The sequence below is a fragment of the Pseudomonas sp. o96-267 genome (assembly GCF_003935465.1).
GTDB classification, from domain to species: Bacteria; Pseudomonadota; Gammaproteobacteria; order Pseudomonadales; family Pseudomonadaceae; genus Aquipseudomonas; species Aquipseudomonas sediminis.
Genome location: NZ_RHQP01000030.1, coordinates 37151 through 50801, shown reverse-complemented (window position 1 = coordinate 50801; position 13651 = coordinate 37151). Strand labels below are relative to the sequence as shown.

Here is a 13651-nt window from a genome sequence, read left to right as displayed (position 1 = left end):
GTCGCTCTTCACATCCACCACAACGCCAGCGCCCGATCACGCCTCGGCGCGCTGCATCAGGCGGCGCTGGCGCCACTCCATGAAAGTTTTCAGGAACAGCGTAAGCAGCGCCATGCACGCCAGCAGGCCGGCAGCGGTGAAGGCGGCTGCGGGCTTGTAGTCGTTGTTGAGCTGGTCGACCAGAAGCGGCAGGGTCAGGGTCTGGTTGATGATGGTGCCGGACACCACCGACACCGCGCCGAACTCACCGACCGCACGGGCATTGGTCACCACCACGCCATACAGCAGCGCCCACTTGATCTTCGGCAGGCTGATGCGGCGGAAGATCTGCCAGCCACTGGCCCCCAGGCACATGGCGGCGGTTTCCTCGTCCTGGCCCTGGGTCTGCATCACCGGAATCAGGATGCGCGCCACGTAAGGCGCAGTGACGAACACGGTGACCATGACGATGCCCGGCCAGGCGAACATCAGCTGCATGCCGTTATCGTAGAACCAGCGGCCGATGAAGCTTTCCAGGCCATACACCACCAGGTAACAAAGACCAGCGACCACCGGCGATACCGCGTAAGGGATGTCGATCAGCGTGGTCAGCAGCTTGCGACCACGGAAGTCGTAATGGGTCACGCACCAGGCCAGGCAGATGCCAAAGCACAGGTTCAGCGGCACGGTGATCGCTGCCACCAACAGGGTCAGGCCAATGGCGTGGAGCATGTAGTCTTCGTTCAGATTGCTCCACAGCAGCTCAAGCCCGCCGGCCAGCGCCTTGCTGAAGATCAATGCCAGTGGCACCAGCAGAATCAGCGCCACCACCAACAGACCGAGGGTTACCAGCGCCCACTGGCGCCAATCCTGAGGTTTTTTCATCGACCTTGCCGTTGCCATGCGAACAGACGCCCCTGCACGACCTGCAGGAGGAACAGAAGAGTCAGCGAGGCGAGCAGAATCACAGAAGCGATGGCTGCCGCCGCCGGGTAATTGAATTCCTGCAGACGGACGAAAATCATCAGCGAGCTGACCTCCGTCTGATAGGGAATGTTGCCGGCGATCATGATCACCGCACCGAACTCGCCGAGGCTGCGAATGAACGCCTGCGAACCACCGGTGACCAGCGCAGGGGCCAGCGTCGGCAGGATCACCTTGCGGAAGGTCTGCACGCGGCTGGCACCGAGGGTGCGCGCGGCCTCTTCGTATTCCGACCCCAGGTCCTGCAGCACCGGCTGTACGGTGCGCACCACGAAGGGAATGCTGGTGAATACCATGGCCACCACGATACCGGCATATGCATAGGCCACCTTGAAACCCAGCCACTGGCCGATCCAGCCATTGGGCACCAGCAGCGCGGCCAGGGTCAGGCCGGCTACCGAGGTCGGCAGGGCGAAGGGCAAGTCGATCAGCGCATCGACGATACGCCGGCCGGGGAAGTCGTAACGGGTGATGATCCAGGCCAGCAGCAGGCCGAGCACCAGCACCGCCAGGGTCGAGTAGAAGGCCGCCGAAATGGTCACCTTATAGGTCTGCACCACGCGCGGATCGCTGATGGCGAACCAGTACTGGCCCCAGGTCATGTCACTGACGTACAGCAGCAGCGCCGACAACGGCAGCAGGATCACCAGCGAGAGGTACAGCACACTGACGCCGAAGCTCAGGCCGAAGCCGGGCAACAGCGGGGTCTGCAGGAAGAACAGCGTCGGTTTACTCACGAAAAGCTCGGCTCTACAAATGCAGTTGGCCGCCAATAAGGCGGCCAACGGACCATTACGATGCTCGCGTAGGGCGGGTGCAACCCGCCACTCATAGGCTGGTGGGTTGCACCCGCCCTAACAGGCCGTTGAAAAACTACCTACGTTGGCAATACTGCGTTAAAAACGGCCTCAAAATGCTCATTTACAGCACGTAAACTGCGCTTTTTCGGCCGTTTTTGCCTTGTCTTGCCTGCCTCGCCTACGTTTTTCAACAGCCTGCTACGCCAGACCGGCGCGCTCAGCGCCCGGTCGCGAGAAGCTGGTCGAGGATACCACCGTTGTCGAAATGCTTGGCGGTGATCTCGTCCCAGGTGCCGAGCACCTCGGTCGGATTGATCAGGCGTACCGGAGCGAACTGCGCCTTGGTCGCCTCGACCACTTCCGGGTTGTGCACACGGTAGTTGTAGCGAGTCAGCAGTTGCTGGATGTCCTTGCTGTACTGGAAATCCAGGAAGGCCTTGGCCTGCTCGCGGGTGCCGCGCTCGTCGGCCACCTTGTCGACGATGGCCACCGGGAACTCAGCCAGTACGCTGACCTCCGGCACCACGATTGCCAGGTTGGCGGACTTGAACTCGTCGCCCTTGGCGATGTTGATCACTTCCGACTCGAAGGTCAGCAGCACGTCGCCCTGGCCGTTCTGGGCGAAGGCCACGGTGGCGCCACGGCCGCCGGTGGGGAAGTTCTCGACGTTCTTCAGCAGCTTGCCGACGAAGGCCTTGACCTTCTCCTGGTCGCCGTTGAATTTCTCGTTGGCGAACAGCCAGGCGCCCAGGTAGCTGTAACGGGCGTTGCCGGACGTCTTCGGGTTCGGGAATACCAGCTTCACGTCATCGCGAATCAGGTCATCCCAGCTCTTGATGTTCTTCGGGTTGCCTTCGCGCACCAGGAAGGCAGTGGTGCTGTAGTACGGCGAGCTGTTGTTGGGGAACTGCTCGGCCCAGTCCTCACGCAGCAGTTTGCGCTTGGCCAGGATGTCCACATCGGTCACCTGGTTGAAGGTGACCACATCGACCTTCTTGCCCTGAATGATGTCCTGCGCCTGGCGCGAAGTGCCGGCGAAGGACTGGATGATCTTCACTTCCTTGCCGCTCTGCTGCTTCCAGTGCTCGACGAACAGCGGATTGATCTCACCGAACAGTTCGCGGGCGATGTCGTAGGAAGCGTTGTGGAATGGCGTATCGGCGGCGGCATGGCTCAACGAGCCCGTCAGCAGGGTGGCACTGGCCACGGTGGCCAGAACGATCTTCTTCAGCATCTAAGGCGTCCTTCTTATCGAGAGAGGAGCCTGCAAGCAGGCTATTTGATGGCGCGATTCTGCAGAAAAATCATATAGCTGAAAAATATCTTTTTATTTGCCTCTTATAACCAAGCTTGCTTTGCTTTCGAAATTGATCGTTCCTCACGCTCCGCGTGGGAATGCATCCAGAGACGCTCCGCGTCAGATGCTGCTGCAGCACCAGCGCAAGCGGGCGCAAAGCGCCCAGGCTTGGGCTCCCACGCTGGAGCGAGGGAGCCATCATCCGCCGATCAGAGTTTGGCGATGGACACCTCGGTGGATTTGACGAAGGCGATCACTTCACTGCCCACCTGCAGTTCCAGCTCGCGTACGGAACGGGTGGTGATCACCGAAGTGACGATGCCGGCGGCGGTCTGCACGTCGATTTCCGACAGCACGTCGCCGATGACGATTTCCTTGATGCTGCCCTTGAACTGGTTACGCACGTTGATGGCTTTGATGGTCATGGTGTTTCTCCTGATGGTCCACTGATGTAGCCCGGATGAAATCCGGGGAATCTTGCAACCGCTCCCGGATTGCATCCGGGCTACGACGTCAAAGCGCCCAACGCAATTGCGTGGGCAGGGGTGATACGGGTTCCGGTGGTATGGGTAATTCAGGCTGCGCCAGCACCCGGTCGAGCACGCGCGCTTCCAGTGCTGCCAGCAGTGGCGAGCCATGCGGACGCGGGCGTACCAGTTGCACATCGAGGTCGAGGCCAATCTGGCCGTCCTCGATGAGGATCACCCGGTCCGCGACGGCCACGGCCTCGGCCACGTCGTGGGTGACCAGCAGCACGGTGAAGCCATGCTGCTGCCACAGGCGCTCGATCAGTTGCTGCATCTCGATGCGGGTCAGCGCATCGAGCGCGCCCAGCGGCTCGTCGAGCAGCAGCAGGCGCGGCCGATGGATCAGCGCCCGAGCCAGGGCCACACGCTGCTTCTGCCCCCCGGACAGGGCCGCCGGCCACTCATTGGCGCGATCCGCCAGGCCGACCGCCGCCAGGGCTTCCTCGGCCTGCTTGCGCCAGTTGCCGGCAAGACCGAGGCCGACGTTATCGATCACCCGCTTCCAGGGCAGCAGACGCGAGTCCTGGAACATCAGGCGAATGTCTTCGCGCACCGCGTTGAGCGAACCACTGCCGGCCAGCAGCTGACCGTCGCTGGGTTGATCCAGCCCGGCCAGCAGGCGCAGCAGCGTGCTCTTGCCGCAGCCACTGCGACCAACCACGGCGACGAACTGGCCGGCCGGGATATGCAGGTCGATACCCTTGAGCACCTGACGCTCGCCGAAGGATTTCTCGATCTTCTCGATCGCCAGGGGAATGCCCTGACGAATGTTATGCAGCGCTGTCATTGGCCACCTGCCTTGACCTGATAGGCCGGGTGCCAGCGCAGCCACACGCGCTCAAGGCCACGGGCGGCGACGTCGGCCAGCTTGCCGAGCACCGCATAGAGCAGGATCGCCAGCACCACCACGTCGGTCTGCAGGAACTCGCGGGCGTTCATCGCCAGGTAGCCGATGCCGGCGCTGGCCGAGATGGTCTCGGCGACGATCAGCGTCAGCCACATGAAGCCGAGGGCGAAACGCACGCCGACCAGGATCGACGGCAGCGCGCCGGGCAGGATCACCTGGCGGAACAGGGCGAAACCGGACAAACCATAGCTACGCGCCATCTCAACCAGCGCCGGGTCGACGTTGCGGATGCCGTGGTAGGTGTTGAGGTAGATCGGGAACAGCGTGCCGAGCGCGACCAGGAACACCTTGGCCGCCTCGTCGATGCCGAACCAGAGGATCACCAGCGGAATCAGCGCCAGGTGCGGTACGTTACGGATCATCTGCACCGAGCTATCGAGAAAGCGCTCGCCCCATTTCGACAGGCCGGTGATAAAGCCCAGCAGCAGACCGATACCACCGCCGATGGCGAAACCGATCCCGGCGCGCTGGCCGCTGATCGCCAGATGCTGCCAGATTTCGCCGGAAGCCAGCAGCGCCCAGCCGGCAGCCAGCACGGCGCTGGGCGCCGGCAGGATGCGACTGGACAGCCAGCCGCTGGCCACCGCCAGTTGCCAGGCGGCCAGCAGCCCCAGCGGCAAGGCCCAGGGCGCGGCGCGCAGGGCCAGTTTGTGAAGGGTCGTGTTGCGCATTTTTTGCCTCGAAGAATTCTGTTTACTCGAACCTGTGCTCCCGGATTTCATCCGGGCTACAAATCCCCTCTCCCCCATCAATGGGAGAGCCGGAGGAACATCGATCCGTAGGGTGCGCCATGCGCACCAATGAGACCGCAGTCCATCGCGGTGCGCGCAGCGCACCCTACGACTCACCCGTAGCCCGGATGCAATCCGGGGCAACCAGTGACTGCACCACCCTCAACTCGCCGAAGCCGCCTTCGGCAGGATGTCGCTGGAGATCATTTCGCCGAACGGGCTGACATAACTGCGGCTCTCTGGGCGCTGCGGCTGGGCCACGTCCAGGTGCGGGAACAGCAGTTCGGCGACCCGGTACGACTCCTCCAGATGCGGGTAGCCGGAGAAAATGAAGGTGTCGATGCCCAGCTCCGCGTACTCCTTGACCCGCGCGGCTACGCTCGGGCCGTCGCCCACCAGCGCGGTGCCGGCGCCGCCGCGCACCAGGCCGACACCGGCCCAGAGATTCGGCGACACTTCCAGGTTGTCGGTCTTGCCGCCGTGTAGCGCGGCCATGCGCTGCTGGCCAACGGAGTCGAAGCGCGCCAGCGACGCCTGGGCGCGGTCGATGGTGTCCTGATCCAGGTGGCTGATCAGACTATCCGCCGCCGCCCAGGCTTCCTCATTGGTCTCGCGCACGATCACGTGCAGACGAATGCCGAAACGCACTTCACGACCCTGCCTGGCCGCCTTCTCACGCACCTGGGCGATCTTCTCGGCCACCGCAGCCGGCGGCTCGCCCCAGGTCAGGTACAGCTCGACCTGCTCCGCGGCCAGGTCCTGCGCCGCGTCGGAGGAACCGCCGAAATACAGCGGCGGACGCGGCTGCTGGATAGGCGGATAGAGCAGTTTGGCGCCCTTCACCCGGATGTGCTTGCCGTCGTAGTCGACGGTTTCGCCCTCCAGCACGCGGCGCCAGATACGGGTGAATTCGACGGAGGCCTCATAACGCTCGGCATGCGACAGGTGCAGGCCATCGCCGGCCAGCTCGTCCGGGTCGCCCCCGGTCACTAGATTGAACAGCGCACGGCCGTTCGACAGGCGATCCAGGGTCGCCGCCTGGCGCGCGGCCACGGTAGGCGAAATGATCCCCGGACGCAGGGCGACCAGAAACTTCAGGTGCTGCGTCACCGGGATGAGGGACGCAGCAACCAGCCAGGAGTCTTCACAGGAACGCCCGGTGGGGATCAACACGCCGCCGTAGCCGAGGCGGTCAGCGGCCTGCGCGATTTGAGTGAGATAGCCGTGATCGACGGCGCGCGCGCCTTCGGCTGTGCCCAGGTACTTGCCATCACCATGGGTAGGCAGGAACCAGAAGATGTTGAGGCTCATGGAGTGTTCTCCTTGAATTCGCTCCCCTCTCCCGCCGGGAGAGGGGCTGGGGGTGAGAGTTCTACTGGGCCTGGGCCACCTTGGCCGGCGGATTCCAGATCACGTCCTTGATGGTCAGCTGCTTGGGGATCAGCTTCAGCTCGGAGAAGGTATCGGCGATCTTCTGCTGCGCCTCGACCACCTCCGGGCTGATGAACTGCGCGCCGTAACCCTGGCGCTCGACGGCCTGGCGGGTGATCTCCGGGGACAGGCCGATCAGCGGCGCGACCTGACTGGTGGCTTCGTCGAGGTTGCCCTTGACCCACTCGCCGACGCCGCGGATTTCCTCGACCAGTACACCGACCACCTGCGGGTTTTTCTCGGCATAGGTGCGGGTCGCCAGGTAGAACTGGTGGTTATCCACCAGACCGCTACCGTCACGCAGGGTGCGGGCCTGTAATTGCTTCTCGGCGGCGGACTGGAACGGATCCCAGATCACCCAGGCATCGACACTGCCGCGCTCGAACGCGGCGCGGGCATCGGCCGGCGGCAGGTAGACCGGGGTGATGTCGGCATACTTGAGGCCGGCGTCTTCCAGCGCGCGCACCAGCAGGTAATGCACGTTGGAGCCCTTGTTCAAAGCGACCTTCTTGCCCTTGAGTTCGGCCACCGATTTGATCGGCGAATCTTTCGGCACGAGGATCGCCTCGCCAGTCGGAGCTGGCGGCTCATGGGCGACGTAGAGCAGGTCGGCGCCAGCCGCCTGAGCGAACACCGGCGGGGTTTCACCGGTGACACCGAAATCCACGGAGCCGACGTTGAGACCTTCGAGCAGTTGCGGACCGCCCGGGAACTCCGTCCATTTGACCTCCACGCCCTGCTCGGCCAGGCGTTTTTCCAGGGTGCCCTTGGCCTTTAGCAGTACCAGGGTGCCGTATTTCTGATAGCCGATACGCAGGACGCTTTTGTTATCAGAAGCAGCCTGAGCTTGAGTGATGGCGCCGAAGGAAATGGCCGCGGCAAACAGGGCGACCAGGCTTCGACGCAAAGTAATGGTGCGCATGGCGCTCTCCCTTTGCAGTGATGTCTTGGTTGGCTACCTGCTTGCCCGTTGGCGGGCGAGTAAGGCGGGGTGTTACAGATGGATCAGATGCTCCAGCGGGCGTTCACCAGCCGGTCGTTGAGCAGGTTCGGGTCGATCGGCTTCGGCCGTCGCGCCAGGGCTGCGCCCAGTTGTTCCAGAGCCTCATCGAGACGTTCGCGCAACTCGTCGTCGATCTGCGCGGGCCTGTCCCCTTCCGGGTAGGCGATCTGCTTGTCCACGGCGAACACGCCGGAGAGCATTTCCTGCGCCTTCAGCGCGGCCAGCACCGGCTTGAGCGCGTAATCCACAGCCAGCAGATGCGCCGGGCTGCCACCACTGGCCAGGGGCAGTACCACCTTGTGCGCCAGGGCACGTTCGGGCAGCAGGTCCAGCAGCACCTTCAGCGCACCGGTGAACGACGCCTTGTACACCGGCGTGCCGACCACCAGGCCATAGGCACTGGCCACCACCGCCTGCAGTCGCTGGACAGCCGGGCTGTCGAAACGCGCATGCAGCAGGTCCTCGGCGGCAAAATCGCGAACTCGCAACAGGCTCACTTCCATCTGCTGCGCTTCCAGGCGCTGGCGTACATGGTCCAGCAGCACTTCAGTGCGCGAGCGCGCCGCAGGGCTACCGGATAGCAACACGACATGCATGGTCAGTCCTTAGCGGTTCGGTTGCGGCGTCAGACGCAGATAGGGCTTCACTGCGCGATAGCCTCTCGGGAAGCGCTCGGCGATCTCGGCCTCGTCCTTCAACGACGGCACGATCACCACCTCTTCACCGTCCTGCCAGTTGGCCGGGGTGGCCACCTTGTAGTTGTCGGTCAGCTGCAGCGAGTCTACGACGCGCAGGATTTCATTGAAGTTGCGCCCGGTACTGGCCGGATAGGTGATGGTCAGGCGCACCTTCTTGTTCGGGTCGATGACGAACAGCGAACGCACGGTCAGGGTGTCGTTGGCGTTCGGGTGGATCAGGTCGTAGAGGTCGGACACCTTGCGGTCGGCATCGGCGATGATCGGGAAGTTGACCACCGTGTTCTGCGTCTCGTTGATGTCATCGATCCATTTGATGTGCGAATCCACCGGGTCGACCGACAGGGCGATGGCCTTGACGCCGCGCTTGGCGAATTCGTCCTTGAGCTTGGCGGTAAAGCCCAGTTCGGTGGTGCACACCGGCGTGAAGTCGGCCGGGTGGGAGAAGAGGATGCCCCAGCTGTCGCCCAGCCACTCGTGGAATCGAATGCGGCCTTCACTGGAATCCTGTTCGAAGTCAGGGGCGATGTCGCCCAGACGGATGCTCATGATCGTGCTCCTTGGCAGTAGCTTGCGTGGTGCTCACTATGCTCAGGAACCAATCGAAACAAAAAGAATAAATAATGATTTATTTATAACCAAAAAATTATTCAAGGAAGGTTCGTCATGCCCACCCCAAGCCTGCACAAGGTTCCCAGCGAACAGGTACCGATAGCGCTGCTGCTGGAGGCCGACCCCAGCCCCTGCGTCATCGCCCGCTATCTGCAGGAGGGTCATTGCGTGGTCGCACGCCTGGGCGAAGCGACTGTCGGCGTCTACGTGATCAAGGCCCTGACGGCCGACACCTGGGAACTGATGAACATGGCCGTGGCACCCGAGCACCAGGGCCAGGGCATTGGCGCCCTGCTGCTACGCCACGCCATCGAGCAGGCCAGGCAGCTCGGGGCGCAGCGCCTGGAGCTGGGCACCGGCACCTTCGGTCACCAGCTGACCTTCTACCAGCGCGCCGGTTTTCGCGTGGTAGCGGTTGAGCCGGACTACTTCCTCACCCACTACCCTGAGCCGCTGTTCGAGAACGGCCTGCAGCATCGAGATCGTTTACGCCTGGCTCTGGCGCTTTAGGTTCTGTACGAAAAGTCGTCGAGCGAAGGTCAGGCGATACCGGTGGCGGCCCCGCAAAAACAGGTGAGGAACGGACTGGGCTCGCACTCGAGTTTACGAGCTGTAAATGAGCATTACTCACTTCGTTCGCCCTCCGGGCCGCGCTGAAGCGCGTTAGCTGTAAGCAGCTTGCCGAACCTGTTTTTAACGAAGCATCACCGAGCGCAGGCACTTTTCGTACAGAACCTAGGCGGGCTCGCGCAGGCGATAACCCACACCGGCCTCGGTGATCAGGTAGCGCGGCGCGGCCGGGTCGTCGCCGAGCTTCTGCCGCAGGTGGCCGACCACCACGCGCAGGTAGTGGCTGTCGCCGACGTGGCTGGGCCCCCAGATGTCGCGCAGCAGTTGTTGCTGGGTCACGACCCGGCCGAGGTGCTGGGCGAGCAGCGCCAGCACAGCATATTCCTTGGGCGTCAGGGCGATTTCGGCGTCGTCGAGGGTGACCCGGCGGTAGGCCAGATCGATGTTCAGCGCGCCACAGACGATGCTCGCCGGCAGCACTTCACGCCCCTGGCCCTGGCGCAGCAGCACGCGCACACGGGCGAGGAACTCCTGGATGCCGAACGGCTTGGTCACGTAGTCATTGGCGCCGCCATCCAGCGCCAGCACCTTCTCGCCCTCGCTGGCGCGCACCGAGAGCACCAGCACCGGCACCTGGCTCCATTCGCGCAAGCCGCGCAGTACCTGCTGGCCGTCGAGGTCGGGCAGGCCGAGGTCGAGCACGACGAGATCGGGGTTGTGCAGTGCCGCCTGGGCCAGGCCGTCTTCGCCGTTCGCCGCCTCCAGCACCCGATAGCCCTGGGCGCTGAGGGCGATGCGCAGGAACTTGCGAATCTGCGCCTCGTCGTCGATCAGCAGAATGTTCGGCCCTTGGCTCATCAGTCTTCCTCGGCGGCTTGCGGTTGCGCGGTCAATGGCAGGTGCAGGGGCAGGCTGGCGCCACGGCCGTCGAGCCCCTCGCCGACCGTGACGCGGCCGCCATGGGCACCCACCATACCCTGGCAGATCGCCAGGCCCAGGCCCGTACCCTGGCCGCCGCGATCGCCCCGCGCTGCGGTGTAGAACATGTCGAAGATCTTCGCCCGTTCCGCCTCGGGAATGCCAGGGCCCTGGTCGGCGACGATGAAGCGCAGCGCCTGTTCGTCGTACTCCAGCGCCACGCGCAGACGGCCACCGGACGGCGAGAAGCGCGCGGCATTCTCCAGCACGTTGATCAGTGCCTGCTCGATCAGCGCCGCGTGCACGTACAGCAGCGGTGGTTCCGGCGGCAGTGCGCATTCGACCTGCAGCGGCGCGAGCACCGCGCGCAGGCGTTGCAGGGCGCTGGCGACGATGTCGCTGGGCGCCACCCAATCGCGCGCCAGTTTGAGCCCGCCATGGCCGAGGCGGGTCATGTCGAGCAGGTTCTGGATGTAGCGGTCGAGGCGCTCGGCCTCGTCGCGGGTGCCCTCCAGCAGCTCGTTGCGATCCGAAGCTGGGATCGCATCACCCAACGCCAGCAGACTGTCGATGGAGCCGCGCATGGCGGTCAGCGGCGTGCGCAGGTCGTGCGACACCGAAGCCAGCAACGCGCTGCGCAGTTCCTCGGTCTGCCCGTGCAGGCGCGCCGCTTCCAGCTCCTCGGCCAATTGCGCACGGGCCAGGGCCTGCGCCAGCGGCTGGGCAAGGGCAGCCACCAGGCGCCGACGCTCGTCCGCCAGCGGTGTGCCATCGGCGCTCTGCAAACCGATCAGCAGCAGCGGCCCCTCCTCGCCACACAACGGCCACCACCACCAGCGACTGCTGGGCAGGGTGTCGGTGCCGAGGCCAGCAGGTTGCTCGTGCTGCCAGGCCCAGTCGGCGGCGGCGCGTTCGGCATCGGGCAACTCGGCGTGCAGCCCCCCCTCATGGCGCCACTGCCCATCAGCGCTGCGCGACAGCAGGGTCAGCTGCATGTCCGCCCAGCCACCCAGTTGCTGCTCAGCCACGGCCAGCACGGCCTGGCGGTCGGCAGCGACGGTGAGCTTGCGCGACAGCTCCAGCAGCGCCGTGGTTTCGCCCTGCGCCTGCCGCAGCGCCTGCACCTGGCGCCGCTGGCGGCTGGCCAGGTTGCCGGTCAACCCAGCCATGAGCAGGAAGAACAGCAGGGTCAGCACGTCTTCCTGACGCTGGATGCGCAGGGTCAGGGTCGGCGGGATGAACAGGAAGTTGTAGGCCAGGAACGACAGCCCCGAGCACGCCAGCGCCGGCCCCAGGCTGCTGCGCACCGCCACCAGCAGCACGGCGGCGAGAAACACCAGGGAGATGTTCGGCAGCTCCAGCACCCGCGCCAGACCGAGGGAAATCAGCGTGGCGCAGGCAGCAGCCAGCGTGGCCAGCAGGTAGTCGCGCCAGCGCGCGGCGAGTCGTGGACGCCGGCCAGCCCGTGGCTGACCACCTGCCGCATCCAGCACGCTCACCTCCAGCCCCGCCCTGGCAGCCAGCAGGCGCTCGCCGAGGCCGCGACCAAACCAGCGTCGACGCAAGCGCCGCGTACTGTTGCCGACCAGGATCAGGCTGGCGCGGCGCTCGCGGGCATGGTCGAGCAGCGTGCGCGCCACCGAGTCGCCGTGCAGCGTCACCACCTCACCACCGAGGCGCTCGGCCAGGCGCAGCGCGGCTTGCAGACGGCCGCGCTGGTCCTCGTCCATGGCCTGGCGGCCGTCCACGTGCACCACCGACCAAGGCAGATGACGCCGCTCGGCGACCCGGCAGGCGTGGCGCACCAGGCGCTCGGCCTCGCCATCGCCATCGCCATCAACGCCCACCAGCAGACGCCCGAGCACGCTGGGCGCGGCCTGGCCGAGCTGGCGGTAGCGTTGGTCGAGGTCGGCATCGACCCGCGCGGCGGCGGTCTGCATGGCCAGTTCGCGCAGCGCAGTCAGGTTGGTCGGCGAGAAGAAGGCGTCGATGGCCGCGCGCGCCTGCTCGGGCATGTACACCTTGCCGTCGCGCAGGCGTTCGAGCAGCTCGCGCGGCGGCAGGTCGACCAGCTGGATCTCGTCGGCCTCCTGCAGCACCCAGTCCGGCACCGTCTCGCGCACCTGCACACCGGTGATGTCGCGGACGCGGTCGTTGAGGCTTTCCAGGTGCTGGACGTTGACCGTGGTGTAGACGTCAATGCCGGCTGCAAGCAGCTCCTGCACGTCCTGCCAGCGCTTGGCGTGGCGGCTGCCGGGGGCGTTGCTGTGCGCCAGCTCATCGACCAGCGCCAGCTTCGGCGGGTCGGCCAGCAGGCCGTCGAGGTCCATCTCGCTCAGCTCCAGCCCGCGATACGGCAGGCGCAGCGCTGGCTGCTGCGGCAGCCCCAGCAGCAGCGCCTCTGTCTCGCTGCGGCCGTGGCTTTCCACCACCCCGGCACGCAGCGCCACGCCCTGGCGCAGTTGCGCATGGGCGGCCTGGAGCATGGCGTAGGTCTTGCCCACGCCCGGCGCCGCGCCGAGGAACACCTTGAGCCGGCCACGGCCTTCGCGGGGCAGGTCGGCGAGCAGCGCTTCGGCGCGCAGGCTGTCGTTCATCGAGCAGTCGTCACTGGGAAGAAGTGGGCGGATTGTCGACCAGCGCCAGGTTCAGCGCCAGTACATTGACCAACGCCGGGCCGAACAACGGGCGCTCGGTGTGCGCCTCGACCAGGCGCAGCAACTCAGCTTCGGCCATGCCACGGGCCTGGGCAATGCGCGGCACCTGCCAGGTGGCGGCCTCAGGTGACAGGTGCGGGTCGAGGCCGCTGCCCGAGGTAGTGACCAGTTGCATCGGCACCGGCGTGTCACCAGCAAGGCCGGCGCTGGCCTGCTCGATGCGGGCAAACAGCTTCGGGTTGCCGGACGACAGGTTGCTGGCGCCGCTGGCCACGGTGGCGAAGTTCGCAGCCGAGGGGCGCGAGTGGAACCACTGGTCGTCATCAAAGGCCTGGGCGATCAGACGGCTGCCACGCACCTGGCCAGCGTCGTCATGCACCAGGCTACCGGCGGCCTGATCGGGGAAGGCCAGGTGTGCCACGCCAGTAACGGTCAACGGATAGGCGACCCCGACCAGCAGGGTCATGAAGGCCAGTGTGGTGATGGCAGGGCGAATATGGTCGAGCATGATGAATCTCCTGATTCGTGTGGCCCCGGATT

At 65.1% G+C, this 13651-nt stretch carries 14 protein-coding genes; 1 reads left to right on the top strand and 13 read right to left on the bottom strand.

The window, feature by feature from the left end; translation table 11 throughout:
* Positions 1-36: 36 nt before the first annotated feature.
* The 10 genes from cysW to EGJ86_RS18975 all read right to left on the bottom strand — a co-directional run bounded on the left by cysW (position 37) and on the right by EGJ86_RS18975 (position 8903).
* Positions 37-864, bottom strand: coding sequence for a sulfate ABC transporter permease subunit CysW (gene cysW / locus EGJ86_RS19020; RefSeq protein ID WP_125836200.1), 828 nt, complete (start codon positions 862-864; stop codon positions 37-39).
* Positions 861-1700 (bottom strand): sulfate ABC transporter permease subunit CysT, encoded by an 840-nt coding sequence (gene cysT / locus EGJ86_RS19015; RefSeq protein ID WP_125836199.1) that lies wholly within the window; start codon positions 1698-1700, stop codon positions 861-863. The genes cysW and cysT overlap by 4 nt, the downstream gene beginning before the upstream one ends.
* 280 nt (positions 1701-1980) lie before the next feature.
* On the bottom strand, positions 1981-2997 hold the full coding sequence (gene cysP, locus EGJ86_RS19010; protein ID WP_125836198.1) for a thiosulfate ABC transporter substrate-binding protein CysP: 1017 nt from the start codon (positions 2995-2997) through the stop codon (positions 1981-1983).
* Between the two features lie 272 nt (positions 2998-3269).
* Entirely contained in the window at positions 3270-3485 is a 216-nt protein-coding gene (locus EGJ86_RS19005; RefSeq protein ID WP_003242436.1) for a molybdopterin-binding protein, read from the bottom strand.
* Between the two features lie 88 nt (positions 3486-3573).
* A complete protein-coding gene (gene ssuB, locus EGJ86_RS19000) occupies positions 3574-4374 on the bottom strand; it encodes an aliphatic sulfonates ABC transporter ATP-binding protein (protein ID WP_125836197.1) in 801 nt (266 codons plus the stop codon).
* Entirely contained in the window at positions 4371-5165 is a 795-nt protein-coding gene (ssuC, locus tag EGJ86_RS18995; protein ID WP_125836196.1) for an aliphatic sulfonate ABC transporter permease SsuC, read from the bottom strand. Before ssuC ends, ssuB begins: the two co-directional genes overlap by 4 nt.
* A 222-nt stretch (positions 5166-5387) precedes the next feature.
* On the bottom strand, positions 5388-6536 hold the full coding sequence (ssuD, locus tag EGJ86_RS18990; RefSeq protein ID WP_125836195.1) for an FMNH2-dependent alkanesulfonate monooxygenase: 1149 nt from the start codon (positions 6534-6536) through the stop codon (positions 5388-5390).
* A gap of 61 nt (positions 6537-6597) precedes the next feature.
* Positions 6598-7578: a sulfonate ABC transporter substrate-binding protein gene (locus EGJ86_RS18985; protein WP_125836194.1), complete on the bottom strand. Its 981-nt coding sequence runs from the start codon at positions 7576-7578 to the stop codon at positions 6598-6600.
* 83 nt (positions 7579-7661) lie between these two features.
* Complete coding sequence (ssuE, locus tag EGJ86_RS18980; RefSeq protein WP_125836193.1) at positions 7662-8255, bottom strand: NADPH-dependent FMN reductase; 594 nt, start codon at positions 8253-8255, stop codon at positions 7662-7664.
* A 9-nt stretch (positions 8256-8264) separates the two neighbouring features.
* Positions 8265-8903: a peroxiredoxin gene (locus tag EGJ86_RS18975; protein WP_125836192.1), complete on the bottom strand. Its 639-nt coding sequence runs from the start codon at positions 8901-8903 to the stop codon at positions 8265-8267.
* Positions 8904-9020: 117 nt separating this feature from the next.
* Here EGJ86_RS18975 and EGJ86_RS18970 point away from each other — a divergent pair, with 117 nt between their 5' ends.
* A complete protein-coding gene (locus EGJ86_RS18970) occupies positions 9021-9476 on the top strand; it encodes a GNAT family N-acetyltransferase (RefSeq protein WP_125836191.1) in 456 nt (151 codons plus the stop codon).
* Between the two features lie 225 nt (positions 9477-9701).
* Here the strand turns inward: EGJ86_RS18970 and EGJ86_RS18965 are convergent, their stop codons facing one another.
* From EGJ86_RS18965 to kdpC, 3 genes are read right to left on the bottom strand one after another with little or no spacing between them, the layout of a single operon-like run.
* Entirely contained in the window at positions 9702-10394 is a 693-nt protein-coding gene (locus EGJ86_RS18965; RefSeq protein WP_125836190.1) for a response regulator, read from the bottom strand.
* Complete coding sequence (locus tag EGJ86_RS18960) at positions 10394-13051, bottom strand: sensor histidine kinase KdpD (protein ID WP_125836189.1); 2658 nt, start codon at positions 13049-13051, stop codon at positions 10394-10396. The genes EGJ86_RS18965 and EGJ86_RS18960 overlap by 1 nt, the downstream gene beginning before the upstream one ends.
* Positions 13052-13061: 10 nt before the next feature.
* Complete coding sequence (gene kdpC, locus EGJ86_RS18955) at positions 13062-13619, bottom strand: potassium-transporting ATPase subunit KdpC (protein WP_125836188.1); 558 nt, start codon at positions 13617-13619, stop codon at positions 13062-13064.
* Between the last annotated feature and the right edge of the window lie 32 nt (positions 13620-13651).

What these genes read in the sequence shown, in the direction of transcription:
- cysW (WP_125836200.1), bottom strand. Translation starts at nt 864, where the DNA reads ATGAAAAAACCTCAGGATTGGCGCCAGTGGGCGCTGGTAACCCTCGGT.
- cysP (WP_125836198.1), bottom strand. Translation starts at nt 2,997, where the DNA reads ATGCTGAAGAAGATCGTTCTGGCCACCGTGGCCAGTGCCACCCTGCTG.
- EGJ86_RS19005 (WP_003242436.1), bottom strand. Translation starts at nt 3,485, where the DNA reads ATGACCATCAAAGCCATCAACGTGCGTAACCAGTTCAAGGGCAGCATC.
- ssuB (WP_125836197.1), bottom strand. Translation starts at nt 4,374, where the DNA reads ATGACAGCGCTGCATAACATTCGTCAGGGCATTCCCCTGGCGATCGAG.
- ssuC (WP_125836196.1), bottom strand. Translation starts at nt 5,165, where the DNA reads ATGCGCAACACGACCCTTCACAAACTGGCCCTGCGCGCCGCGCCCTGG.
- ssuD (WP_125836195.1), bottom strand. Translation starts at nt 6,536, where the DNA reads ATGAGCCTCAACATCTTCTGGTTCCTGCCTACCCATGGTGATGGCAAG.
- EGJ86_RS18985 (WP_125836194.1), bottom strand. Translation starts at nt 7,578, where the DNA reads ATGCGCACCATTACTTTGCGTCGAAGCCTGGTCGCCCTGTTTGCCGCG.
- ssuE (WP_125836193.1), bottom strand. Translation starts at nt 8,255, where the DNA reads ATGCATGTCGTGTTGCTATCCGGTAGCCCTGCGGCGCGCTCGCGCACT.
- EGJ86_RS18975 (WP_125836192.1), bottom strand. Translation starts at nt 8,903, where the DNA reads ATGAGCATCCGTCTGGGCGACATCGCCCCTGACTTCGAACAGGATTCC.
- EGJ86_RS18970 (WP_125836191.1), top strand. Translation starts at nt 9,021, where the DNA reads ATGCCCACCCCAAGCCTGCACAAGGTTCCCAGCGAACAGGTACCGATA.
- EGJ86_RS18965 (WP_125836190.1), bottom strand. Translation starts at nt 10,394, where the DNA reads ATGAGCCAAGGGCCGAACATTCTGCTGATCGACGACGAGGCGCAGATT.
- EGJ86_RS18960 (WP_125836189.1), bottom strand. Translation starts at nt 13,051, where the DNA reads ATGAACGACAGCCTGCGCGCCGAAGCGCTGCTCGCCGACCTGCCCCGC.
- kdpC (WP_125836188.1), bottom strand. Translation starts at nt 13,619, where the DNA reads ATGCTCGACCATATTCGCCCTGCCATCACCACACTGGCCTTCATGACC.